This window comes from Domibacillus sp. (genome assembly GCF_031181085.1).
GTDB lineage: Bacteria > Bacillota > Bacilli > Bacillales > Domibacillaceae > Domibacillus.
This window is the reverse complement of sequence record NZ_JAPSLE010000008.1, coordinates 13013-37683: the sequence shown is the minus strand read 5'-3', so window position 1 is coordinate 37683 and position 24671 is coordinate 13013. Positions and strand designations below refer to the sequence as shown.

The 24671-nt window shown below is 45.1% G+C and carries 21 protein-coding genes; 19 read left to right on the top strand and 2 right to left on the bottom strand.

The annotated features are described in order from the left end of the window. Positions 1 to 31: 31 nt before the first annotated feature. Positions 32 to 925, bottom strand: coding sequence for an AraC family transcriptional regulator (locus RIN81_RS12495; protein WP_309090642.1), 894 nt, complete (start codon positions 923 to 925; stop codon positions 32 to 34). Between the two features lie 129 nt (positions 926 to 1054). Between RIN81_RS12495 and melA the strand changes: the two genes are divergently transcribed. The 10 genes from melA to RIN81_RS12445 all read left to right on the top strand — a co-directional run bounded on the left by melA (position 1055) and on the right by RIN81_RS12445 (position 13648). Continuing rightward, positions 1055 to 2380 (top strand): alpha-glucosidase/alpha-galactosidase, encoded by a 1326-nt coding sequence (gene melA, locus RIN81_RS12490; RefSeq protein ID WP_309090640.1) that lies wholly within the window; start codon positions 1055 to 1057, stop codon positions 2378 to 2380. 101 nt (positions 2381 to 2481) lie between these two features. Continuing rightward, positions 2482 to 3552, top strand: coding sequence for a LacI family DNA-binding transcriptional regulator (locus tag RIN81_RS12485; RefSeq protein WP_309090638.1), 1071 nt, complete (start codon positions 2482 to 2484; stop codon positions 3550 to 3552). 27 nt (positions 3553 to 3579) lie between these two features. Then, a complete protein-coding gene (locus RIN81_RS12480) occupies positions 3580 to 4842 on the top strand; it encodes an ABC transporter substrate-binding protein (protein ID WP_309090636.1) in 1263 nt (420 codons plus the stop codon). Between the two features lie 103 nt (positions 4843 to 4945). Next, positions 4946 to 5842: a carbohydrate ABC transporter permease gene (locus RIN81_RS12475; RefSeq protein ID WP_375164547.1), complete on the top strand. Its 897-nt coding sequence runs from the start codon at positions 4946 to 4948 to the stop codon at positions 5840 to 5842. Further along, positions 5842 to 6672, top strand: a complete 831-nt coding sequence (locus RIN81_RS12470; RefSeq protein WP_309090632.1) for a carbohydrate ABC transporter permease — start codon at positions 5842 to 5844, stop codon at positions 6670 to 6672. Before RIN81_RS12475 ends, RIN81_RS12470 begins: the two co-directional genes overlap by 1 nt. Before the next feature lie 628 nt (positions 6673 to 7300). After that, a complete protein-coding gene (locus RIN81_RS12465; RefSeq protein WP_309090630.1) occupies positions 7301 to 8431 on the top strand; it encodes a GntR family transcriptional regulator in 1131 nt (376 codons plus the stop codon). A 138-nt stretch (positions 8432 to 8569) separates the two neighbouring features. Further along, a complete protein-coding gene (araD, locus tag RIN81_RS12460; protein WP_309090628.1) occupies positions 8570 to 9262 on the top strand; it encodes an L-ribulose-5-phosphate 4-epimerase in 693 nt (230 codons plus the stop codon). Between the two features lie 116 nt (positions 9263 to 9378). Then, a complete protein-coding gene (locus RIN81_RS12455; RefSeq protein ID WP_309090851.1) occupies positions 9379 to 11010 on the top strand; it encodes a xylulokinase in 1632 nt (543 codons plus the stop codon). 88 nt (positions 11011 to 11098) lie between these two features. After that, the gene (gene araA / locus RIN81_RS12450; protein ID WP_309090626.1) at positions 11099 to 12571 is read left to right on the top strand and encodes an L-arabinose isomerase; all 1473 of its coding nucleotides are present in this window, start codon (positions 11099 to 11101) and stop codon (positions 12569 to 12571) included. A 57-nt stretch (positions 12572 to 12628) separates the two neighbouring features. Beyond that, on the top strand, positions 12629 to 13648 hold the full coding sequence (locus RIN81_RS12445; protein WP_309090624.1) for an aldose epimerase family protein: 1020 nt from the start codon (positions 12629 to 12631) through the stop codon (positions 13646 to 13648). 49 nt (positions 13649 to 13697) lie between these two features. Here RIN81_RS12445 and RIN81_RS12440 read toward each other — a convergent pair whose 3' ends face one another. Further along, positions 13698 to 14600 carry an ArsR/SmtB family transcription factor gene (locus tag RIN81_RS12440; protein ID WP_251272417.1) on the bottom strand — a complete coding sequence of 301 codons (903 nt, stop codon included), beginning with the start codon at positions 14598 to 14600 and terminating at the stop codon, positions 13698 to 13700. 283 nt (positions 14601 to 14883) lie between these two features. Between RIN81_RS12440 and RIN81_RS12435 the strand changes: the two genes are divergently transcribed. From RIN81_RS12435 to RIN81_RS12395, 9 genes are all read left to right on the top strand, one after another. Then, positions 14884 to 16128 (top strand): extracellular solute-binding protein, encoded by a 1245-nt coding sequence (locus RIN81_RS12435; RefSeq protein ID WP_375164546.1) that lies wholly within the window; start codon positions 14884 to 14886, stop codon positions 16126 to 16128. A gap of 63 nt (positions 16129 to 16191) precedes the next feature. After that, positions 16192 to 17070, top strand: a complete 879-nt coding sequence (locus tag RIN81_RS12430) for a carbohydrate ABC transporter permease (protein WP_309090620.1) — start codon at positions 16192 to 16194, stop codon at positions 17068 to 17070. A 79-nt stretch (positions 17071 to 17149) separates the two neighbouring features. Further along, positions 17150 to 18019 carry a carbohydrate ABC transporter permease gene (locus RIN81_RS12425; protein ID WP_251272520.1) on the top strand — a complete coding sequence of 290 codons (870 nt, stop codon included), beginning with the start codon at positions 17150 to 17152 and terminating at the stop codon, positions 18017 to 18019. A gap of 36 nt (positions 18020 to 18055) precedes the next feature. Next, positions 18056 to 18466, top strand: a complete 411-nt coding sequence (locus RIN81_RS12420) for a hypothetical protein (RefSeq protein ID WP_309090618.1) — start codon at positions 18056 to 18058, stop codon at positions 18464 to 18466. Positions 18467 to 18508: 42 nt separating this feature from the next. Further along, positions 18509 to 19996: an alpha-N-arabinofuranosidase gene (locus RIN81_RS12415; RefSeq protein ID WP_309090616.1), complete on the top strand. Its 1488-nt coding sequence runs from the start codon at positions 18509 to 18511 to the stop codon at positions 19994 to 19996. A 12-nt stretch (positions 19997 to 20008) separates the two neighbouring features. After that, positions 20009 to 21523, top strand: coding sequence for an arabinosylfuranosidase ArfA (gene arfA / locus RIN81_RS12410; RefSeq protein WP_309090614.1), 1515 nt, complete (start codon positions 20009 to 20011; stop codon positions 21521 to 21523). Then, the gene (locus RIN81_RS12405; RefSeq protein WP_309090612.1) at positions 21520 to 22608 is read left to right on the top strand and encodes a sn-glycerol-1-phosphate dehydrogenase; all 1089 of its coding nucleotides are present in this window, start codon (positions 21520 to 21522) and stop codon (positions 22606 to 22608) included. The genes arfA and RIN81_RS12405 overlap by 4 nt, the downstream gene beginning before the upstream one ends. Next, on the top strand, positions 22605 to 23579 hold the full coding sequence (locus tag RIN81_RS12400) for a glycoside hydrolase family 43 protein (RefSeq protein WP_309090610.1): 975 nt from the start codon (positions 22605 to 22607) through the stop codon (positions 23577 to 23579). Before RIN81_RS12405 ends, RIN81_RS12400 begins: the two co-directional genes overlap by 4 nt. Before the next feature lie 129 nt (positions 23580 to 23708). After that, positions 23709 to 24668 carry a substrate-binding domain-containing protein gene (locus tag RIN81_RS12395; RefSeq protein WP_309090608.1) on the top strand — a complete coding sequence of 320 codons (960 nt, stop codon included), beginning with the start codon at positions 23709 to 23711 and terminating at the stop codon, positions 24666 to 24668. Positions 24669 to 24671: the final 3 nt, after the last annotated feature.

Below are 24671 nucleotides of genomic sequence, written 5' to 3'. Positions count from 1 at the left end.
CTGCTCCGCCATAGCGGAGCAGCTTTTTTGCTTAATCAATAATAACGTGCTGAAAGTCTGTCATTTTTTTATCACGGCGGAAGCTGTCAGCAGACATGCCGATCATTTTCTTAAATACCTTGCTGAAATAGTTCGCATTGTCATAGCCGGTTTGAAGAGCGATTTCCTGAATGGTTTTGTTTGTGGTCGTTAATAGCTCCATCGCTTTTTGCATGCGGACTTTAGCCAAGTGCTGAATGGGTGTTGTGTTCATATATTTATGAAACTTGTTTGTAAAGTAATACTTGGAAAGCCCCGCATGATAGGCAATCTCATCAAGAGAAAGCGGCTGGTCGTAATGGGAGGCCATAAATTGCAGGGCCGTCCGAATGTCATCCGGCATGCTTGCTTTTGGCTGGTCCAGTCCTTTGGCAAACCGGTGTAGTCCCATAATAAATTCGTACGCACGGGCAGAAGATGTAAACGTGTCTTCAATACCTTCTTTCAGGGCAAATTGATAGATTTTCTGCAGCAAAAAAACAAGTGGGGCGGCGTCTTCGAGCTGAACAATCGGGCCGAGCCCGTTTGTTAACTGAGTCCAGCATTCTTTTGCTTTCGTCCCTTCCAGTGTAATAAAGAGAAACTCCCATTCTGGACTTTCCGCCGGCAGGTAGTAGCAATGGTCACTTGGAACCTCTACGATAAAGGCTTGCCCCGGCCGGACCGCCATCGTCCGGTCTCCGACCTGGATTTCTCCCCAGCCCTTTACGGTATATTGAAAAATAAACGTATTATGGTCGTTCGGCCGCATGCGCCCGTCCCAATAATAGTCGGTGGAGGTGCGTTTTTCAAAGCCGATCGAAGCAATGCGGGCTGAATCTGTTAAAGGTTCCTTTGAATGGTGATAAACAAAACTATGGTGAGGATCATCTGGGAGTGAGAACAATATATTACCCCTTTTCCGATTTTATTTACCATTGTTCGAAAAATGAAAGCGTTATATTATTTGGTATAAGAAATACATTAATTAAAATTTACTAAAATTTCAACATGAACTTTTAATGGAGGCGGGCAAATGAAAAAAATTACGTTTATTGGCGCAGGAAGCACAATTTTTACGAAAAACGTGTTAGGTGACTGCATGATGTCCCCGGCACTTCAGGACTTTGAATTTGCACTGTTCGATATTGATGAAAATCGCCTGTCAGAGTCGGAAGTGTTGCTTAAGGCACTGAAGAATACGCTGAAGTCCGGTGTTGCGATCAACACGTACACAGACCGGAAGGAAGCGCTGAAAGATGCCAAATATGTAATCAACGCTATTCAAGTTGGAGGCTATAAGCCAAGTACGGTCATTGATTTTGAAATCCCGAAAAAATATGGCCTGCGCCAGACGATCGCGGACACCATCGGTATTGGAGGCTTGTTCCGAGCGCTGCGCACCATCCCGGTTATGCTTGATATTGCAAAAGATATGGAAGAGGTGTGCCCGGATGCATGGCTTCTAAACTACACCAATCCGATGGCTACATTAACAGGTGCTGTTTCCCGCTACACAAATGTAAAAATGGTTGGGCTTTGCCACAGCGTGCAAGTATGCACAAAAGACCTGCTGAAAGATCTCGGCATCCCACATGAAAATATTGAAGAGCGCATCGCCGGCATTAACCATATGGCATGGCTTCTTGAAATTAAATCCAATGGCAAAGATTTGTACCCGGAGATTAAAAGAAGAGCAAAAGAAAAGCAGCGAACGAAGCATCATGACATGGTGCGGTACGAGCTGATGGATAAATTCGGCTTTTATGTGACGGAATCTTCTGAACATAATGCTGAATATCATCCGTTCTTTATTAAAGAAAAGTATCCAGAGCTGATTGACCGCTTCAACATCCCGCTTGATGAGTATCCACGCCGCTGTGAAGAACAGATCGACAACTGGCTGAAAACAAAAGAAGAGCTGATGAATGACCAGAACTTAACACACGAACGCTCTCACGAATATGGCTCGCGTATTATTGAAGCGATGGAAACGAACGAGCCGTTTGTATTTGGCGGAAATGTGTTAAATACGGGCGGACTTATTTCAAACCTTCCGGAAAAAGCGGTAGTAGAAGTGCCGTGTATCGCCAATCGAAACGGTATTACTCCGGCTTATATGGGTGAACTGCCTGAACAGCTGGCGGCGCTGAACCGCTCTAACATTAATACGCAGCTGTTAACGATTGAAGCAGCGATTACAAAATCGACAGAAAAGATTTATCAGGCAGCCATGCTTGACCCGCACACAGCAGCAGAGCTGTCGATGGACGACATTATCAGCTTATGTGATGACTTGATTGAAGCACATGGCGACATGCTGCCGGAATACCAATCCTCTAAACAGCCGATCAGACAGTGAAACTGTCTGACTTTTCAAAAAATATTTTGTAAGCGCTTATCATCCATGGTATGATCGTTTTGAAGAGTAAAATTTACTAAACGATCAGTGAGGGATGCCACATGGTAACAATCAAAGATATTGCTAAACGGATAAATGTATCTCCTTCAACCGTATCGAGAGTGTTGAATCACGACGAAACACTTTCCGCTTCTCCGGAAACAAAACAAAAGATTTTTGACACAGCAAAAGAGTTAAATTACCGGACGGTTAAAAGCAGACGGCTGCAAAGCCAGCCAAAGAAACAGGAAAGTTTGAAGCATGAAACGGTTAATATTGGTATGGTGCTTTTGCAAACAAAAGAAGAAGAAGCAAGTGATCCGTACTGGCTGTCTATCCGGGAAGGAATCGAAAAAGAATGTGCAGTTCGGGGGATCAGCTCACTAAAGCTGATCCGCCTTCAGTATATGGTAAAAGCAAGAGAGGAGCTGGCTGAGCTTGACGGGCTGCTTGTCGTTGGCCGGATCGACTATCTGATTTTGCAAACCATTCGCGAGTACAACCGCAATATTGTACTGATTAACCAGGATGCTTATGAAGATCAGTACGATTCAATCATTTTCGATTACCAAAAAGCCGCCAGCCAGGCAATGGATCACCTGGCGGCGCAAGGATATGAACGGATTGGTTATATTGGCGGCACAGAGCGAATTTCCGTCGAACAGGAGCAGTCATTAAAAAAAATTTATACGCCCGATGCAAGGAAAACGATTTACGAAAGCAAAATGAAAGAACGCGGCTTGTATGACCCAAGCCTGCTGTTTGTTAAAGAGTATTCTATTCAGTCCGGCTACGATTTGATGAAAGAAGCCATTGAGCAGGGAAACGTGCCAGACGCTTTTTTCATTGCCAGCGATTCGATGGCCATTGGCGCGATGAGGGCGCTTCATGAAGCCGGTGTTCAGGTGCCGGATGACGTTGCGATTGTCAGCTTCAACGATATCGAAATGGCTCAATTTACATCTCCACCGCTGACCACCGTTAAAATACCGACTGAAGAAATGGGAAGGCTCGGTGTCCGAATTATGCTTGACCGGCTGGATGGCCGGGACATGCCCATTAAAATTATGGTGCCAACAACACTGGTTGTCCGTGAAAGCTGCGGAGCACTGCGCCAGCAGGAACGACAATAATATTCAATGAAAATCGGAGGGAATTCCATGAAAAAACGAGTCACATTATCTGTTCTTTCTTTATCTGCCATGATGGCTTTGTCGGCTTGCGGCAAGGACAGCGCAGAGGGCGGCGGCAGTGGAGACCAAGTGAAACTGACGATGATGTCGACGGCCACAACAAAAGCAGACCAGCAGATTTTCAAGGAAATCGTAGCGGATTTTGAAAAAGCGCATCCGGAAATTGATGTTGAAGATACGTATCCAGGCGACGGCTATGAAGACTTGGCTCGCGTTAAAATGGCAGCGGACGACATGCCAGACCTGTTTGATACGCATGGCTGGGCGAAAAGCCGGTACGGAGAGTACACAGAGGATTTAAGCGGAATGGATTGGGTGAAAAACCTGGATGAAGCGATGAAGCCAATCGTAACCGATGACGCAGGAAAGGTACATGCGTACCCGGTCAATCAGGCACTGGATGGAATGACCTACAACAAAACGCTGTTGGACAAGTATGGAATCAAACCGCCAAAGACATTTGATGAATTGATGGCGGCGCTTGAAGAAGTGAAAAAGAAAAGCAAAGGAGAAGTAGTGCCATTCTGGCTCGGTGGCTCTGATAAAAGCCAATTCGGACAGTACTTTGATGAATTCGCTACACCTCTCCTTATTACAGATAAAGAAAACAGTCATGGTGAAGCGCTGCTCGACGGCTCATTTGACTGGTCCAACTACACGTACCTGCCTGAAAAGCTGAAAGAAATGAATGATAAAGGGCTGTTAAACAAAGACGTGCTGACAGCTCAGGTAACGCAGGGTGCTGAATTGATGGCACAAAACAAAATTGCCTTCACGATGCTGAATGGATCAGTCGGGCGTGAAGTATCCGAATTAAATCCAGAGGTCCAAGTCGGCACGATTCCGGTACCGGCTATTCATGAAGGAGACTCACCAAGCTGGATTGGCGGTGAGCGCCATACATTTGCCATCTCGAAAAATTCTGAGCATAAGGAAGAAGCAAAGCAGTTTATTGAATACCTAACTCAGCCGGAAGTGGCTAAAAAGCTGGCAGAAGGCACATCTCTTCCAGACGCACTGACAAATGTAGATGCAGACAACTATTTCGCCGAATTTTACAAAGAGTATGAAGGCACGCAAATTCAGCCGTACTTCGACCGTGTCTACCTGCCAAGCGGCATGTGGGATCCAATGGGAGCAACCGGCCAGGAGCTGGTCGCTGGAACGATGAAGCCGAAACAGGTATCCGAGAAAATGGAAGAGGAATACAAGCGTTTAAGAGCAGAATAAGGGCCGGAACGGGGAGGCGGGCAGCTGCTTCCCTGGCCGACCGGCTCGTAAAGGAGATGGATAAAAAATGGCCGAGCTGACGAAAGCACCCGAAAAAACAAGCATGAAAACAAAAAGCGCCAAGTTGAAAAGAAGCCGCCGGGAATCGTCTCTTTGGTGGATGTATCTGCCCAGTGTCCTGATTGTTGTTTTGTTTATTGTATATCCGTTTATAGATGGAATTCGTATTTCCTTTACCAACTGGAACGGGTTTTCACAAACGTACGATTACATTGGGCTTGATCAATATAAGCGTATGTTCGCTGATCCTGACACATGGCTTGTTGTAAAAAATACATTACTGTACGGCATAGGCAGTACGATTTTACAAAACATTGTCGGGCTGGGTTACGCTTTATTGCTCAATCACAATTTAAAAGTACGCTCTTTCACACGAACGGTTATTTATCTGCCTGTTATTATCAGCCCGCTTATTATGGGCTACATCTGGTATTTCTTCTTTGCGTTTCAAGGAGGAGCATTAAATGATATTTTCCTTCTATTTGGAAAAGAGCCGATTAACGCGCTCGGCAACCCCGCTGTAAACCCGTATATTATTGTTTTTGTGAACACTTTCCAATTCGTCGGTATTGCCATGATTATCTATTTAGCAGGACTGCAAAGCATTTCAAAAGATTATTACGAAGCAGCGAACATCGACGGAGCAACCGGCTGGCAAAAGTTTAAAAACATTACGATTCCGCTTCTTATGCCGTCTATTACTATTAATATGGTACTGAATATTATTGGCGGATTAAAGTTGTTTGATGTAATCGTCGCTTTGACAAATGGCGGACCGGGGAATGCTTCCCAGTCGATGTCTACTTTTATGTACAATCTTTATTTTTCACGCCAGGATGCAGGCTATGCGGCGACCCAGGGGGTTTTAATGGCGGTTATTATTTTAGTCATCAGCATGGCGGCGCTCATCTACTTTAAACGAAAAGAGGTTGAAGCATAATGGAACACATATCTTCAAGAACAAAATGGCTGCTGACCGGTCTCGCTCTTGTCATTACGCTTTTTCACCTCGTCCCGTTTTATATACTGATCACCACATCGCTGAAAAAAGTGGGGGATTTCACGTCAAAATGGGCGTTTCCTACTTCCTTTGATACTGAAAATTTTGTGCTTGCCTGGGAGCAGGCAAATCTCGGCAACGCGTTTATCAACACGGCGATTATTACTATTTGCTCAGCCGTTTTATTGATCTTTTTTGGCTCAATGGCGGCGTATGCACTGGCACGCCGGACAACAAAGCTGAATAAATATGTGTACATGCTGTTTGTTGGAGTAATGGTAATTCCACCGCTAACAGCACTTGTACCCCTATACCGGCTTGTTGTCGATGTTGGTTTGATGAACACCCATCTTGTTGCGATCTTAAATAACGTGGCAGCTTTTATGCCGCTGACGATTTTCCTTTATGCCGGCTTTATCCGTTCCACGATTCCGAAAGAATTGGAAGAAGCAGCGCGAATCGACGGAGCGAGTACACTTGGTGTTTTTTTCAGGGTTGTATTCCCGCTTTTAAAGCCAATTACGGCGACGGTGTTAATCATTTCCTCCGTTTATATTTGGAACGACTATCAATTTGCGATTTTCTTCCTGCAGGATTCGAGCGTACAGACCTTAACGGTAGCCCTCGCTGGTTTCTTCGGACAAAATTCAAGCCAGTTGAATTTAGTAGCCGCCGCTGCCCTTATGGCTTCGCTGCCAATGGTGATTGTGTTCTTGTTCCTGCAGCGTTTCTTTATTGAAGGACTTGCAGCAGGCAGTGTAAAAGGATAATAAAAACGGCCTTCTTATGAGAAGGCCGTTCCAAACTGTAGACAAATTATATAGATGACCGTGCACATGCATGAGATGGATCGGCGGCGTCCAGGCAGCTCCGCTTTCCATGGGGCAGGCGCTGAGCCCGACTTCGCCTGGCGGCTTCACCGGTCTCAGCTGCCCGCTCGTCCCATAGGAGTCTGTGCCGCCCTCCCGCCGCCAAGTGGCTTGCAACAAGATTGTATAGAGCTGATAAGGTCCTATCTTTCTGTTTAAAAAAAGAGAAGTTTCTATTCGGTCCTTGCTTATTGATCTTCAATAGCACTTAGTGAACCCTGCCGGACGAAGACTCCTGCGGGAAGTACAGTGAGTCGGGAGACCCCGCAGGCGCAGCCGAGGAGGCTCCCGCACTGCCTTAGGATGCGCGAAGTCTGGCAGGCTTCACTTATCGGCTCTTTTTTAAAAGCGAAAGACTTCGTCTACATACTGAAACGGCTTTCTTATGAGAAGGCCGTTCTTTTTTTGGGCGAATCAGCAGGAAGCAGGCTCTTCGTTGACTGAATAAAACTACATACATCTTATTTTTCTTGTGATAATATATACGTATAAGTTATAGGGAAAAGAAACAAAACGGGGAGGTGATCGCTTGGCAACCAAACACAGCATCGTGAAACAAGCGATTCAATCACGCATTTTGGATGGTACATTTTTGCCTCACCAAAAAATCAGTTCGGAAAGTGAGCTGATGAAGGAGTTTGGAGTCAGCCGCCACACGGTCAGGCTTGCAATAGGCGATCTTGTCAACAAAGGCTGGCTTTATCGGGAGCAGGGAGCAGGCACATTCTGCGCTGACCGTCAGGCAAACGGTGCGGTTTTGGACCCGGCTGGACAGAAAAATATTGCCCTTATTACAACGTATATTTCAGATTATATTTTTCCGTCCATTATTCGAGGTGCGGAATCTGTATTAAGCGAGCAGGGCTATCATGTTACACTTTTCAGCACAAACAACAATCATCAAACAGAACGGGAGATTTTAGAGAAAATACTGTCCGGTTCATTTGATGGAGTGATTGTTGAGCCAACCAAAAGTGCATTCAGCAATCCGAATATCAACTATTATTTAAATTTAGAACGGCAGAACATTCCTTATGTGATGATGAATGCCTACTATGATGAGCTTGAGCCTCTTTATGTCGCAGTGGATGACGAACGAGGAGGTTTTCTGCAGACAGAGTTTTTAATTAAGCAGGGGTACCGGAATATTGCTGGGTTTTTTAAAACCGACGATATCCAGGGGGTCAAACGGATGAAAGGCTTCCTGAAAGCACATCGGAAGCACCGGATTCCCATTGAACCGCAAAATATTATTACGTATTACACCGAAGAAAAGGAAAGTAAGCCGGCTCGGGAACTGGATCAACTGCTCAAACAGCAGGGAGACGGGGCACCGGATTCTCTTGTATGCTACAATGACCAGCTGGCGCTCAGCCTGCTGAACCTTCTGCGTGAGAAAAAACTCCGTGTTCCTGACGATATCGCCATGGTTGGATACGATGATTCCTTTTTAGCGGATGTATCTGAAGTCAAGCTTACCACAGTTACACATCCAAAAAGTGATCTTGGCAGGGAAGCGGCGCGGCTCGTTTTAGAACTTGTTCAAGAGAGGAAAGGGTCAGCAGCACAGAGGGAACCAAAGCAGGAATCTATTTTATTTGAACCGGAGCTTCACATTCGGTCATCGGTTAAAATAGCAGAAGAAGCACATAAACAGTAACTTGTTTATGTGCTTTTTGTTTTTTCTACAAGTTGTTGAAAAATTATCATAATAGATATTGATTATGCGTACATATTGTACTATTATGAATCTTAAGAGGTAAATATATACGTACAAGTTGAGATAAGGAGGCTTATTATGCTGGATCAATTAAAACAGGAAGTGCTGGAAGCGAATTTATCTCTTCCGAAGCATGGACTCGTTACTTTTACTTGGGGTAATGTAAGCGGTTTCGACGAAAGGGAGCAGCTCGTTGTCATTAAACCGAGCGGCATTGCGTATGACCAGCTGACTGTAGAAGACATGGTTGTCGTAGATTTGGACGGAAATGTAGTGGAAGGGACGTTAAAGCCTTCATCAGATACAGCCACGCACTTGATTCTATACAAGCATTTTTCGGGAATTGGCGGCGTGGTTCATACTCACTCTCCCTGTGCTACAAGCTGGGCGCAGGCGGGCAGAGCTATTCCGGCGCTTGGAACCACACATGCTGATTATTACTATGGAGAAGTTCCCTGCACCCGCCCGCTGACAAGGGAGGAAATTGAACAGGCATATGAAGTAGAGACCGGTAATGTCATTATTGAAACCTTTACACACCTTGATCCAAAAGCGATGCCTGGTGTTCTCGTGTACGGACATGCGCCGTTTAACTGGGGGAAAACGCCGAGCGAAGCGGTTCATAATGCAGTTGTACTGGAAGAAGTGGCTAGGATGGGCTTGAATACGTTTCAGTTGAATCCGGACACTGAGCCGATTGACCAATTTTTGCTGGATAAGCACTATTTGCGGAAACACGGAGTTAACGCCTATTACGGGCAAAAAGGATAAACCGTTATAGCGTCGTCGATAAGGGCTTCGGGACCTGACTATAAATGAACCCTTCAGCACCCGGCAAAGTCTAATGAGGAATCGTACATTATCGATTAAAAGGAAGTGGCTGAATGATGAATAAGCTGGATCTAATAAAAGCTGATATCGCTAGCAGTCGAACAGCTTTAGGTATTGAGTTTGGTTCTACTCGCATCAAGGCCGTTTTGATTGATTCTAATCACTCGCCCATAGCTTCTGGAAGCTATGAATGGGAGAATCGTTTGGAAGAGGGAATATGGACATATTCTCTGGATGACATTTGGAATGGTCTTCAAACAAGTTATCAAGAGATGGCAAATGAAGTGAAAGAAAAGTATGGAGTAACCCTTCAAAAGGTTGGTGCTATTGGCTTTAGTGCGATGATGCACGGCTATATGGCGTTTAATAAAGACGGAGAGCTGCTGGTTCCATTCCGTACATGGAGGAACTCGATCACTGAACAGGCAGAAAAAGAATTAACAGCCCTTTTTAATTATAATATCCCGCAAAGATGGAGTATTGCTCATTTATATCAAGCGATTATAAACGGAGAAGAACATGTAGAAAATATTGATTTCTTCACAACATTAGCTGGCTATATCCATTGGAAACTGACCGGCAAAAAAGTTTTAGGGGTTGGAGATGCTTCTGGTATGTTTCCAATTGATGTGGAAACAAAGGATTACGATACAAGGATGATTCAAGCTTTTGATGATTTGACCATTGAAAAGAATTATCCGTGGAAATTAGAAGAGATTTTACCGCAGGCGATACAAGCGGGTGATGAAGCCGGGCAATTATCAGAAGATGGCGCCAAGCTATTAGACGTGAGTGGCAGCCTTCAAGCTGGCATTCCGCTTTGTCCTCCAGAAGGCGACGCAGGAACGGGCATGGTCGCAACCAACAGTGTTGCCCAGCGTACAGGAAATGTTTCAGCAGGAACGTCAGTGTTTGCGATGATCGTGCTGGAAAAAGAATTGAAAAAGGTTTATCCAGAAATCGACCTCGTGACCACGCCTTCTGGAAGCTTAGTTGGTATGGTTCACGCGAATAACTGTTCCTCTGACATCAATGCCTGGATGAAGCTGTTCGAAGAGTTTTCAGAAGCCCTGGGTTATCAAGTAAATAAGGATAAACTGTTTGAAGTCTTATTCAATAAGGCTCTTGAAGGGGATAAGGATTGCGGAGGACTACTGTCTTACGGTTATTATTCTGGTGAGAATATTACAGGAATGAGAGAAGGCCGGCCGTTATTCGTCCGTTCGCCAGAAAGCAATTTTAACCTTGCAAACTTTATGCGTGTACATTTGTTTTCGGCACTTGGCACTTTGAAAATCGGAATGGACATTCTTTTACATGAAGAAAATATTGGGATCGACAAGATTTTGGGACATGGAGGTCTGTTTAAGACCAAAGGTGTTGGACAGAAGATTATGGCCGCAGCCATGAATGCGCCTGTATCTGTTATGGAAACTGCTGGTGAAGGCGGTGCTTGGGGAATTGCGCTGCTTGCATCTTTTACAGCTAATAAAGAAGAAAATGAATCATTAGAAGAGTATCTGGATAAAAAGGTATTTGGCGACAATGTCGGCGTGGAAGTAGAGGCAGACGAAGAAGATGTGGAAGGTTTTGAAGCCTTTATGGATCGTTATAAACAAGGACTTGCCATTGAGCAAGCCGCTATTGATCATTTACTCATTCAGAAGAAGGTAGAGCAGCTGGTTTAAAGAAAAAGTTTCTTAGGACGGTCTTGAATGAATCAAATATATTGAATGCACCTGTTAGGGGCGAAAATAACTCAAGGGAGCGAGAAGTATGTTAGCAATAGATAAGAAAGAATTTTGGTTTGTTACAGGAAGCCAGCACTTGTACGGAGAAGAAGCGCTGCAAGAAGTTCAGAAAAATTCAGAGGAAGTCGTAAATGGACTAAATGGAGAGGCTGAGCTGTCTTACCCGATTGTTTTTAAAGAAGTACTGACAACATCCGGAGATATTCACCAGTTGATGCAGCAGGCGAACAGCGATGAAAACTGTGCCGGCATCATTACCTGGATGCATACTTTTTCTCCGGCGAAAATGTGGATTGCTGGTTTGAAAGCGCTGCAAAAGCCGCTTCTTCATCTGCATACACAGTTTAATCGTGAGATCCCGTGGAGCAGCATTGATATGGACTTTATGAATCTAAACCAGGCGGCACACGGAGACCGTGAGTATGGATTTATCGGGACACGTATGCAAATTGGCCGCAAAGTCATTGTCGGCCACTGGCAGGATGAGTCAGTTAAGAAAAGCGTAAGCGACTGGATGAATATCGCCGCCGCGGTAACAGAGGGGCCGAATATCCGGGTTGCCCGCTTTGGTGACAATATGCGGAACGTAGCCGTTACGGATGGTGACAAAGTAGAAGCGCAAATTAAATTCGGCTGGGTCGTAGACTATTATGGCATTGGTGATCTTGTAGAAGAAATGAATAACGTCACACAGGACCAAATCGATTCCCTTTATGAAGAATACAAGCAGCAATATACATTTGAAGAAAGTGATGATATTTGCGCGGCGATCAAAGAACAGGCACGAATCGAGATCGGGCTGCGTTCGTTCTTGGAACGGGGAAATTATAACGCATTTACAACAAACTTTGAAGATTTGCACGGAATGGAGCAGCTGCCAGGCCTTGCTGCACAGCGGCTGATGGCTGACGGCTACGGATTTGCCGGTGAAGGCGACTGGCGTACAGCCGCTCTGCTCCGCATGATGAAAATCGCGGCAGGGAACAAACAAACATCGTTTATGGAAGATTATACGTATCATTTAGAAGCCGGCAATGAAATGATTCTTGGCTCGCACATGCTTGAAGTGTGCCCGACTGTTGCCGCCTCGAAACCGCGTATTGTTGTGAATCCATTGTCCATTGGAGGCAAAGCAGACCCGGCCCGCCTTGTGTTTGATGGGATGAGCGGCCAGGCAGTTAACGCCTCACTTGTTGAGATGGGCGGGCGTTACCGGCTGATCGTCAATGTGGTAGACGCGGTTGAGTCACCGCAGCAAACGCCAAATCTGCCGGTTGCTAAAGTGCTGTGGAAGCCGCAGCCGTCTTTGAAAACAGCCACTGAATCCTGGATTTACGCAGGCGGAGCCCATCACACTGTTCTTTCATTCGCTGTCAGCGCTGAACAGCTGTATGATTTTTCAGAAATGGCCGGCATTGAATGCGTTATCATTGATAAGGACACAAAAACCTCCCAGCTTCGCAACGAGCTGAAGTGGGGAGAAGCAATCTGGAAGTAAACATAAGGGAGAGGCTGTCTCATTCATGGGCTGGCCTTTTTTCTCATAAGGAAAGGAATGGACATTATGACAGGCACCATTAATGGCATCAATATAAAAGAATTTACGCTGTCAAATAAAAATGGCATGACTGTGTCGTTTTTGGATTATGGCTGTATCATTACGAAAATCGTTGTGCCGGACCGGGAAGGAAAGCTGGAAAACGTTGTACTCGGCTATGAGAATGCAGATCGTTATGTTCAAAATCCATGGTATTTGGGAGCGGTAATTGGCCGGTTTGCCGGACGGATCGGCAGCGGATCATTCAAGCTGGATGGAAAAACGTATACACTTGAACAAAACGATGGAAATAATCATCTGCATGGCGGCAAATCCGGTTTTGACAAAGTAGTTTGGAAATCGGAATGTATAGCAGGCGGTGTCCGGTTCACCTATGACAGTCCTGATGGGGAAGGCGGATATCCGGGGAATGTGAAAGCAGTGGTTACGTACACGCTGAATGATCAGAACGAATTTGTGATTCATTACGAAGCGGTCTCGGACCAGCCGACTCTTCTCAATATGACCAACCATACGTATTTTAATTTAAGCGGCGATTTAAAGCGAGATATTACCGACCACGTGCTCCAGCTCGACAGCGACCGGTATGGGGAGCTGAATGAGGAACTTCTGCCGACCGGCATGCTGCGGCCGGTTGAAGGCACGGCTTTTGACTTCCGCCGCGGCCAGCCGATTCGAGCTGGTGTAGAGTCAGGTGATCCGCAGAATAAGCTGGCGGGTGAAGGGTATGATCACCCATTTTTGTTAAACGGGCAGGAGGATATCATCTTATCAGATGAGGGAAGCGGCCGTGTGCTGCGCATGAAAACGGATCAGAACTGTGTTGTTTTATATTCTGGCACGCAAATAACAGACGGAGAAAAACTGGATGGCGGAATTTCCCGAAAGTATGCAGGTCTTTGCCTTGAAGCACAGGGACTTCCAGATTCTGTTCACCAGCCGCACTTTCCGCAAAGCGTTATCCGTGCAGGAGAAACGTATACAGCCCACACGATTTATCAATTTAGCATCCAATAATGTTAAAAAGCGGACGTTTCATGTGAAATGTCCGCTTTTTCTCAAGTGCTTATAAATAGTAAAGTTTAAATACAATATCCTGGGCATGATTTCCGAATTTTTTCCCAAAAAGGGTAGCGCCTCCAACATGTTCGGCATCTTCCTTCACTTCGATTCGAAACGTCCATCTGTCACAGGTCGTATCCAAGTCTTCTACAGAAAGGTCGGATAACGGATCGCCATCAATATATGTGCCGTGTTTGGTAATCCGGATTGTCTTCAACAGTCCATATTGATTGATGTTATGCGGCCACCAGTCGGGCGTGTATTTTCCTCGTGTATCCGCAAAATCGCCAGGGCTTACCCACGTGCCCAGCTCGATTCCATTCAGAGTAAATGTAATGTCTGAAGGCCAGACATCGTTAGAAAAAGGGAATTCCGAAGATAGTTCCAACGCAATCTCCAATTGCTGCAATGTTTCACCCGGTTTTAAAAAGTTGGCTGTATTATATTGAACAAACCCTTGGGTAAACCAGAGAATTTCTGCATCCACCCGCTGCGGATCCATAAAATATTGCGGTTCATCCACCCGGCCGATAAATTCTTTTTCCGTTGCAAGCCCGCACGTTGGCTTTACATTGAAATCAGTGTAGTGGCCGATCGGAATGGAAGACTCATACGAAGCAAACGAGTGAAAGATCTTTTTCGGGAAGTTAATCTCAATATGATCAACTTTTAAGATGGAGATTTTTTGCTGACCGGATTTTCCGGGCACTTTTTCCGTTTTAATGATGCCTGCTTCTTCAAGCTTTTTAATGTGTTTGGTGACGATCGGGCTGCTGATACCGAGTTCCTCAGCCAGCTCTTTAATATTCATCTTATTCCGTGAAAGCAGCTGAATGATCTTTAAGCGGACTTCGCTTGCCAGCGCTTCATAAACAACGAGTGAAGAGCTGTCGATTTCTAATTGCATAAGCACTCCTTCTTTCTGTCGGAACTATGGTTAACATAAACAATAACTTTATAATGATTAATTAAAACATAAAATAATTAAAAAGTTAATTATTTTTTTTATTTATATTTTTTTAGTCGTATAATTAACAAATTTATTAATTAAATAAAAATAATTAAATATATAATTTATAAATAAGTTATTGACAGCGTTTTCAACATGAAGCTATAATATGACTAAGTTAATTGATCAAAGGCCGAAAATCAATTGTCTAAACAGAAATGGGATGAATGAGGAGGAGAACATTTTGAAAAAAAGCTTTAGCCTTTCGTTGATCATTGTTTTTCTTGTAACAACCATTTTGGCGGGGTGCAGCGGCAGTGATAAAAACACAATCACGTTTTGGACACCGCTGACTGGAGAAGACGGTGCATACATGGATGAGCTTGTTAAAGCCTATAACGAAACAGATCCAGAAATTAAGGTAAAACATGTTGTAACAGCGGATATGTACACAAAAATGTCTACTGTCTTGAATTCTGGCAAAGGTGTACCGGATCTATCCATTATTCATGCAGACCGTGTACCAGGCTTTGTTAAACAAGATGTATTAAAGCCGATGACCGATATTATCTCCTCAAAAGAAGGAGTAAAAGAAGAAAACTACCTGCCGCAGGCCTGGTCATCCGGCAACATCGATGGAACACAGTATACAGTACCACTCGATATCCACAGCAGCGCCATGTACTACAACAAAGATCTGCTTGGAAAATACAATGCGACAAGTTTTCTGGATGATAATGTCGTAACGATTGACGAAATGCTTTCTCTGCAAGGCAAGCTTGATAAAGGCGATTATGTTGTCAACGATGCACTTCTTGGCTGGGTAATCTTAGCGCAGATCCAAAACTTCAATGGAGACATTCAAGAAAACGGCAAACCGGCAGTTAATACAGATGTAATGAGAAAAGCACTTGAATCTGTAAAAAGCTTGAATGACGCGGGAATCATGACGCCGTACGGGGAAGATGGATATTTAATGTTCCAATCCGGCAACGTATTATTCTCAACGGATGGAACGTGGAGCTCTACTGCTCACGCAGGTGTTGAAGGGTTGAACTTCGGCGTCACAAATGTGTACTCTCCTACTCCTGAGAAGTTTACAAACAGAGCATCTTCGCACTTGTTCGCGATGCTGAAAAATGAAGAAAGAACAGAAGAAAAAGAAAAAGGGATTGCCGACTTCCTTGATTTTATCCGTAAAAATTCAATTAAATGGGCGGAAGCCGGCCAGATTGTAGCGAGTAACGAAGTAAATCAAAGCCCAGAATACAAGAAATTTACGCAGTCTTTCTTTACATCAAATGAAAAAGAAACACAGTCGCTTCATATTTACACATACGAATATTATCCGTATGTGGCTGAAGCGGTAGACACTTATGCGCCAGACATTGTCCGCGGTGAAACGGACATCGATAAAGGGCTGAAAACGATGCAGAAATTTGTTGAGGATAAGATTTCAGAAGGCGACAACGGAGCAGCAAAGTAGAAAGTAACAGGTGATGTGCCCGATTGCGGCACATCCCTTTTCTAAAAGGAGAACTGAAAGCCTATGAATAAAAAACTGAACGCAACCCCTCTTTTCTTTGTAGGTCCACATGTGATTTTGTTTGCTGTTTTTATTTTCCTGCCGACTATTTATGGTATCTATGCTTCGTTTACCCAGTGGAATTTAATGAGTGATCCCGTATGGGTAGGGCTGGAGAATTACCGGACGATTCTCTTTGATCAAGAATCGACCTTTCATGTTCAATTCACAAACGGCTTGAAAAATACCTTGATTTTCGTTCTTCTGAGCGTACCGCTGCTGATTGTTATTCCATTAATGATTGCTGTGGCGCTGGAACATAAAGCAGTAAAAATGAAAAGCCTGATCCAGTCCGTTATTTATATACCGGGTTTGATCTCTATTTCTGCTGCCGCTCTGATCTGGTCATTGATTTTTAATAAGCAGCTGGGCATCACCAATAATGTATTCGGTTCCGAAACGGTCTGGGCTGCAAACCAACCGTACGCCTGGCTGATCATTATTGTTTTGACAGTATGGGGCGGTGTAGGTGGAAATATGATTATCTACCGTGCTTCGATTAACGGAGTATCAAAAGATTTATATGAATCAGCAGATATTGATGGTGCTGGACCGATTCGGAAATTTTTCAGCATTACACTGCCATCTATTCGTTTCCCGCTTATTTACACGTTCGTTATGACGACTGCCGGTGCTTTTAACGTTTTCGGCCAGCCGCTTATGATGACAGATGGAGGTCCGCATCAAAGTACAGCCGTGTTAATGATGTACATCCGCCAGCTGGCATTTGGGCATGGAGAGTCGATTGCAGGGATGGCTTCAGCGATGGCTGTTTTGTTGGGGCTGGTTATTTTGGTGATTTCCGCATTGCAATATTTTATCATGAACCGGAATGCGGCTTAAATGTTTGATCATGAGCTGGAACTACAGAATAGAAAGGCAGGGAAGCAAGATGTCAAAGCATGCAACGATTTCTAAAGAGATGGGAAGAAGCGCCGTTCGCATGAAGCCTGGAAAAATAAGTGTCTCCAAGTATTTAGCGTATTTGTTTTTAATCGCCGTTTGCGTGATTTGGGCTATTCCCGTTTTATTTGGGATTACTACATCGTTTCGTTCCCAGACGGAAGTGGTATCTACCGGATTCAGCCTGCTGCCGGTCAACTGGATCGTCGATAACTACGTAGCCGTTTTGCAAAACACATCCACGGCGCCGATCTTACGGTGGCTTTTAAACTCAATGTTTATTGCAACAATGCATACACTCCTGGTGATTGTTGTGATTTCCATTACCGGCTACGGCTATTCCCGCTTGAACTTTAAAGGAAGAGATACATTATTTTTCACACTTCTCGGTATTTCTTTTTTTCCAGGTGTCGTCAACCTGATTCCTTCCTATAAGATTATTGATGCACTTGGATGGGTGAATACAGCCTGGGCCATGATCATCCCGGGTCTTGCAGGCATGGGAAATATCTTTCTTGTTCGACAGTTTATGAAAGGGATTCCAAAGGAGCTTGATGAATCAGCCCGGGTAGACGGCGCCAGTGAATTTAGAATTTACTACTCGATTATCCTTCCTTTGATTAAGCCAGTATTAATTGTTTGCGGACTGTTTTCGTTTACTGGATCGTGGAATGATTTTCTCTGGCCGGTTATTGTGTATACCGATGTAGAAAAAATGCCTGTTACAGCTGGTCTTCTTTTGCTTCAGGACATTTACGGAAACTACCGGATGATCGGGCAGCTGATGAGCTCGGCGATATTAGCCATCATTCCGACATTGCTTTTGTTTATATTCGCGCAAAAATACTTTGTTCAATCTATTAACTTGAATTCCGGCGTAAAAGGATAAGGATCAAAAATTTGGTTTAAAAGGTGAGGAACACGTATGAACAGAGGATTAGAAAGAAAGCTGCTGACAGCAGGCTCCCTGTGGAATGCATTTACAGCGATTATAACAATTTTCGGCTATTCAACCTGGTTTAAAACAACAGGGGCGCAGGGGCTTCAAGGGGCTTCTGTTGAGAATGCAATGGCGGGCGCAACGTTACTGGACAATGTATCAAAGGTGATTGTGACGTTTGGTTTGTTTATTTTTGTCGGGGCTATTATCAACTTTTTGATTGCCAGAAGCATAAAAGACAACGCCATTCAGCCGAAAATCGTCGTTTGGATTGCTTGCTGGGGTATCTTGCAGCTGCTTGTGATGGATGTAGTCGGATTTGTCCTCTTTTTACTTGCGTTCATTGTTTACTCAGCCAAAAACAAAGCGATTAAACTGTCCCGGCAGGCTTACTAGAAAAGAACTGAACACGTACTGAATGAAAAAGGAGAGATTGGGATGACCAACGTTGTACTCAATACTGATGTAACAAAAGGAACAATCAATAAAAACATTTACGGACATTTTGCTGAACACCTTGGCCGCTGTATTTATGAAGGAATTTGGGTAGGAGAAGACTCTTCGATCCCAAATACAAACGGCATTCGCAACGATGTGCTGCAGGCATTAAAAGACATTCGCATTCCGCTGCTTCGCTGGCCGGGCGGCTGTTTTGCAGATGAATACCACTGGCGTGATGGAGTCGGACCCCGTGAAGGGCGGAAGCATATGATCAACACACACTGGGGCGGTGTGGTAGAAAACAACCATTTTGGTACACACGAGTTTATGATGCTGTGTGAGATGCTTGAATGCGAGCCTTACATTTGCGGCAACGTCGGCAGCGGCAGCGTGCAGGAAATGTCAGAGTGGATTGAATACATGACATTTGACGGCGAGTCGCCAATGGCCAACTGGCGCAGGGAAAATGGCCGTCAGGAACCGTGGGACTTAACGTATTTCGGCGTAGGAAATGAAAACTGGGGCTGCGGCGGCAATATGCGTCCGGAATACTATGCCGATTTATACCGCCGTTTTCAAACGTTCGTTCGCAACTACGGCGATAATAAAATTTACCGCATTGCCGGTGGTGCCAACGTCGATGATTACAACTGGACTGAAGTGCTGATGCGTGAAGCGGCACCGTTTATGGATGGATTGAGCCTTCACTATTACACGATCCCAGGCGACTTCTGGAAAGGAAAAGGCTCTGCGCTTGATTTTGAAGAATCCGAGTGGTTCGTGACAATGAAAAAAGCATTACATATGAACGAGCTCATTACACGCCATTCAACAATTATGGACAAATACGATCCTGACAAGCGTATCGGCATGATTATTGATGAGTGGGGCACATGGCTTGATGTGGAGCCGGGTACAAACCCAGGTTTCTTATACCAGCAGAATACGATCCGCGATGCGCTTGTGGCGGCCGTGCACTTCCATATCTTTCACGATCATGCGGACCGCGTGCAGATGACCAATATTGCTCAAACCGTAAATGTTCTGCAGGCGATGGTGCTGACGGATAACGAAAAAATGCTTCTTACACCGACTTATCACGTATTTGATATGTATAAAGAACACCAGGGAGCACAGCTCCTTGATGTAAGTGTTGACAGCGGAACGTATGAAATGGAAGGGGATGTACTTCCGCAAGTAAGTGCAACAGCATCGAAAAATGCAGATGGCGTTATTCATCTCAGCTTGTATAACATTGACCATCAGCACCCAGCTTCCGTTTCCATTGATATCCGGGGTATTATTGGCGGCTCTTTATCTATTGAAGGGCGCATGTTAACAGCGGATGAAATGAATGCGCATAACACATTCGAAAATCCGGAGCGCGTAAAGCCAGAAGTGTACACCGACTTTACAGTGGAAAATGGCCAATTGACGGCACAGCTGCCGAATATGTCTATTATCCAGCTCACAATCCACTCTTAAGGAGCGTGCAAGATGAAAGCGACTATGATTGTTGAAAAAGATTTTAAAATCGCAGAAATCGATAAACGGGTATACGGTTCATTTATTGAACATTTGGGGCGTGCTGTATACGGCGGTATTTATGAACCGGATCACCCTGAAGCGGATGAGCACGGGTTTCGCCGCGACGTGATCGATCTTGTAAACGAATTGCAGGTACCGCTTGTCCGTTATCCGGGCGGCAACTTTGTATCCGGCTACAACTGGGAAGATGGAGTTGGTCCTAAAAGTGAGCGTCCGAAAAAATTGGAGCTTGCATGGCGTGCGCTTGAAACAAATGAAATTGGCACAAATGAATTTATGGAATGGGCAAAGCGGGCCGGAACAGACGTTAACATGGCAGTAAATCTGGGGACGCGCGGTATTGATGCAGCCCGAAACCTCGTAGAATACTGTAATCATCCAGGCGGCTCTTTTTATAGTGATCTGCGCATTTCGCACGGCGTAAAAGACCCATATAACATTAAAACGTGGTGTTTAGGAAATGAAATGGATGGCCCATGGCAAATCGGGCACAAAACCGCACACGAGTACGGTCGTCTTGCTGCAGAAACGGCTAAAGCAATGAAGTGGGTAGATCCGACGATAGAGCTTGTTGCCTGCGGCAGCTCGCACCGGAACATGCCGACATTTGCCGAATGGGAAGCGACAGTGTTAGATCATACGTACGAGCACGTGGAGTTTATTTCACTTCACCAGTATTATGGCAACCGCGATAACGACCTTCCAAACTACCTGGCTCAAACGATGGAAATGGATGACTTTATTCGCTCGGTTATTTCGATTGCTGATTACATTAAAGCGAAAAAACGGAGCAAAAAGCACATTCATCTTGCTTTTGATGAGTGGAATGTATGGTATCACTCGAATGAGCAGGATAAGAAGCTGGAGCCATGGACTGTCGCACCGCCGCAGCTCGAAGATATTTATAACTTTGAAGATGCACTGCTTGTAGGCGGCATGCTCATTACCATGCTCAAGCACGTCGACCGATTAAAAATCGCCTGCCTGGCACAGCTTGTGAATGTCATCGCACCAATTATGACCGAGCAAAACGGGTCAGCCTGGAAACAAACGATTTATTATCCGTTTATGCATGCATCTGTATACGGACGCGGCATAGCGCTCCATCCGATTGTTTCGTCACCGAAATACGACAGTAAGGATTTTACTGACGTGCCTGTGCTTGAATCAATGGCGGTATACAACGAGGAGCAGGATCAGCTGACTATTTTTGCGCTGAACCGCGAGGTAAGGGAGCCGCTTCAGCTTGAATGTGATATTCGCAATTTTGAAGGCTATGAGGTGGCAGAGCATATTGTGCTTGAAAACGGCGGCAACGTGAAACAGTCGAATTCCGCCGGGTCTGCACCGGTTAAGCCCCACTCAAACGGTGATGCTTCGATTGACGGCGGCACTGTCACAGCATCGCTTCCAGCGCTTTCCTGGAATGTGATCTGCCTGAAAAAAAGAGGAGAAAGAGGATGAAGATCGAGCCGATTGTTGTGGAACGGGATGCGTTTCAACAATGTGCGGAATACCTGAAGTCGAAGAGCTGGACCAGCGTGCTGCTTATTGCCGATCAGTATACGCAAAAAGCAGCCGGTCATGATCTGGCAGAACAGCTGACCCAGGCAGGGATTAACGTAAAGACGTGTCTCATTGAGCCGGATGATCATGGTGATGTTAAAGCGGATGAAATCTCTCTTGTGCAGGCACTTATTGCGATTGATCAAAGCCGGGATGCACTCCTGGCTGTTGGGGCAGGAACCATTCACGATATTACCCGGTTTTGCAGCGACAAAACTGGAGTTCCATTCATTTCGATTCCGACTGCTCCGTCTGTGGACGGATTTACATCGGTTGGTGCACCGCTCATTGTCCGTGGAAAGAAAACAACCTTTAAAGCCGCGTCACCGGCGGCGCTTTTTGCGGATATTGGCGTCTTAACCGCTGCGCCGCCTGAAATGATTGCAGCCGGTTTCGGCGATATGACGGCAAAGTTTACATCGCTTGCGGACTGGCGGTTCAGCCATTCAACAGCAGGCGAGCCTTATTCGGAGGAAGCGGCAGCCATAACAGAAAAAGCCTTATGGCAATGCGTTCATCATGTAGAGCAAATTGCCGCAAAAGAAGAAGAAGGCATCCGGATTCTGATGAATGCGCTCATTGAATCCGGGAAAGCGATGCTTTTGTTTGGGGAATCGCACCCAGCTTCTGGAGCAGAGCATCATTTGTCGCATTTTTGGGAGATGGAATTTATCCGAACAGGGCGCCCGCAAATTTTGCACGGCGCGAAAGTAGCAGCAGCGACGGTGCTTATTGCTTCTATCTATAAGAAATACCAATCAGAAATTGAAAAAGCAGGAGCAGATGTAACAACGCCCGATCCGAATTTTATTGCTGAGCTGTTAAAACGTGTAGGGGCTCCGGTTTCACCGGCTGACCTTCATATTGAAGAAGGCCTTGTAGCCTCCAGCCTTCAACACGCCCACAGGCTGCGGGACCGTCACACGATGCTCCGATTTTTAAATGAACAACATATCAAATTTGAAAGAGAGGTGCTCCAATGACTGTTTATGAAAATCCGCTGCTGTTAAAGCAGGCAGATCCGTTTATCTATAAACATAAAGATGGTTTCTACTATTTTATTGCATCAAGTCCACAGTTTGACCGTATTGAATTGCGGCGTTCAACGACTATTGATGGTCTCCGTACAGCAAATGCTGTAACTGTCTGGACAAAGCATAAGGAAGGTCCGCTAAGCTGCCTGATTTGGGCACCGGAGCTTCATTATATAGAAGAAAGCTGGTACATTTATTTTGCAGCGGCTCCAAGTGAAAAAGCACATCCGGAGCATAAAACATTTCAGCATCGCATGTATGTGATTGAAAATAAGGGTGAAAATCCATTTGAAGGCGAATGGGAAGAAAAAGGGCAGATCAAAACGAACTGGGAGTCATTTTCACTGGATGCGACTGTATTCGAGCATAAAGGCACATACTTCTATGTCTGGGCACAAAAAGATCCAGCTATTCTAGGAAACTCGAATTTGTATATTGCGGAGATGGAAAACCCGTGGACACTGAAAGCCAAGCAAGTGATGCTGACAAAGCCTGATCTTGAATGGGAAATGCGTAAAATTCCTGTGAACGAAGGGCCGGCTGTGCTGAAGCGGAACGGAAAAATCTTTATCACCTATTCAGCGAGTGCGACCGATGAAAACTATGCGATGGGGATGCTTGCGGCAGACAAGGAAGCCGACCTGCTTGATGCGGCGTCATGGGAAAAAGTGCAGCAGCCTGTTTTTCAAACGAGTGAACAAAACGAAAAGTTTGGCCCGGGACATAACAGTTTTACGGTTGCCGAAGACGGCATAACCGACCTGCTTGTGTACCATGCCCGCGACCATAAAACGGGCGGCGGAGAAGCGTTAAATGATGCCGGCCGGCACGCCTGCATTCAGCCGTTTCATTATGATGAAAAAGGATATCCGGTGTTCGGGGAGCCACTTCCAAACGCAGCACCGGCTTCTACTGTATAAAAAAATGTGCGCCTTTAAAGGGCGCACATTTTTTTATGCAGGCACTCATTGTAGAAAAAGCATAAAAATGCTATCTTGAAATTACGTTATACGTACAAGTTAATGCTTCCTTCGAAAGGGGCTTGCTCAATGAAAAAGCTGCTTGCTATTTATGTAGTATTAATCATCGCATTCGGTCTTTATTTTTATTTTTATCAAACGAGCGAAAAAGCACTTCAGCATTCATCACCGGAATCGCTTGATGAGAAATATGTAATGGTGACGTTTCAAGCCGGTATTGATTATTGGAAGCCGGCAATCAAAGGATTTGAAGACGCAGCAGAGGAATTGGGTGTTTCGATTGAATATAAAGGAGCGCCACAAGTTGACGCTTATGAACAAATTACAGTCCTTGAGCAGGTCATTGCCCGTAAGCCTGCCGGCATCGCCATATCAGCAGTAGACGCAGAAAAGCTAAATCCAACAATCAAACAGGCTGTTGAAGCCGGTATTCAGGTTGTATTGTTTGATGCAGATGCGCCGAAAAGCGGTGCAGCTTCTTTTTTAGGCACGGATAACAAAGAAGCAGGAGCAGAAGCGGCTCATAAGCTTGCGTCTCTTATGGACGAAAAAGGAAAAACAGCAGTCATTACCGCACCCGGCCAGTTGAATTTGCAGGAACGCACAAAGGGTTTTACCGAAGCCATGAAGCAGCATTACCCAAATATGCAGGTAGTCGCTGTTGAAAACGGAAGACGGGATGAAAAAACAGCCAGACAGGCAGTTCTAAATTTATTTAAGCAGCATCCGGATATTGGCGGTTTTTTTTCAACAGAGGCAAATGCAGGAGCAGGTATTGCACAGGCAGCCAGGGCAGACGGCCGGGATGTGAAAATCGTCGGGTTTGATACATACAAAACGACACTGGATTTGATTCAGTCGGGAGAAATCGATGCAGCTATTGCCCAGGGAACATGGGAGATGGGTTACCAGTCTCTGCACTTTTTGGTCCAGCTTCATCAAGATCCGGATTCGTCCATTCCTGCCCGTGTCAATACAGGGGTAACAGTCGTTACAAAAGAGAATGCCGCCTCCTATTATGCATGGTAAAGG

Excerpts from the sequence above, each read along its gene's own strand:
- melA (WP_309090640.1), top strand. The coding sequence starts at position 1,055 with ATGAAAAAAATTACGTTTATTGGCGCAGGAAGCACAATTTTTACGAAA.
- RIN81_RS12485 (WP_309090638.1), top strand. The coding sequence starts at position 2,482 with ATGGTAACAATCAAAGATATTGCTAAACGGATAAATGTATCTCCTTCA.
- RIN81_RS12480 (WP_309090636.1), top strand. The coding sequence starts at position 3,580 with ATGAAAAAACGAGTCACATTATCTGTTCTTTCTTTATCTGCCATGATG.
- RIN81_RS12475 (WP_375164547.1), top strand. The coding sequence starts at position 4,946 with ATGAAAACAAAAAGCGCCAAGTTGAAAAGAAGCCGCCGGGAATCGTCT.
- RIN81_RS12470 (WP_309090632.1), top strand. The coding sequence starts at position 5,842 with ATGGAACACATATCTTCAAGAACAAAATGGCTGCTGACCGGTCTCGCT.
- araD (WP_309090628.1), top strand. The coding sequence starts at position 8,570 with ATGCTGGATCAATTAAAACAGGAAGTGCTGGAAGCGAATTTATCTCTT.
- RIN81_RS12455 (WP_309090851.1), top strand. The coding sequence starts at position 9,379 with ATGAATAAGCTGGATCTAATAAAAGCTGATATCGCTAGCAGTCGAACA.
- araA (WP_309090626.1), top strand. The coding sequence starts at position 11,099 with ATGTTAGCAATAGATAAGAAAGAATTTTGGTTTGTTACAGGAAGCCAG.
- RIN81_RS12445 (WP_309090624.1), top strand. The coding sequence starts at position 12,629 with ATGGACATTATGACAGGCACCATTAATGGCATCAATATAAAAGAATTT.
- RIN81_RS12440 (WP_251272417.1), bottom strand. The coding sequence starts at position 14,600 with ATGCAATTAGAAATCGACAGCTCTTCACTCGTTGTTTATGAAGCGCTG.
- RIN81_RS12430 (WP_309090620.1), top strand. The coding sequence starts at position 16,192 with ATGAATAAAAAACTGAACGCAACCCCTCTTTTCTTTGTAGGTCCACAT.
- RIN81_RS12425 (WP_251272520.1), top strand. The coding sequence starts at position 17,150 with ATGGGAAGAAGCGCCGTTCGCATGAAGCCTGGAAAAATAAGTGTCTCC.
- RIN81_RS12420 (WP_309090618.1), top strand. The coding sequence starts at position 18,056 with ATGAACAGAGGATTAGAAAGAAAGCTGCTGACAGCAGGCTCCCTGTGG.
- RIN81_RS12415 (WP_309090616.1), top strand. The coding sequence starts at position 18,509 with ATGACCAACGTTGTACTCAATACTGATGTAACAAAAGGAACAATCAAT.
- arfA (WP_309090614.1), top strand. The coding sequence starts at position 20,009 with ATGAAAGCGACTATGATTGTTGAAAAAGATTTTAAAATCGCAGAAATC.
- RIN81_RS12405 (WP_309090612.1), top strand. The coding sequence starts at position 21,520 with ATGAAGATCGAGCCGATTGTTGTGGAACGGGATGCGTTTCAACAATGT.
- RIN81_RS12400 (WP_309090610.1), top strand. The coding sequence starts at position 22,605 with ATGACTGTTTATGAAAATCCGCTGCTGTTAAAGCAGGCAGATCCGTTT.
- RIN81_RS12395 (WP_309090608.1), top strand. The coding sequence starts at position 23,709 with ATGAAAAAGCTGCTTGCTATTTATGTAGTATTAATCATCGCATTCGGT.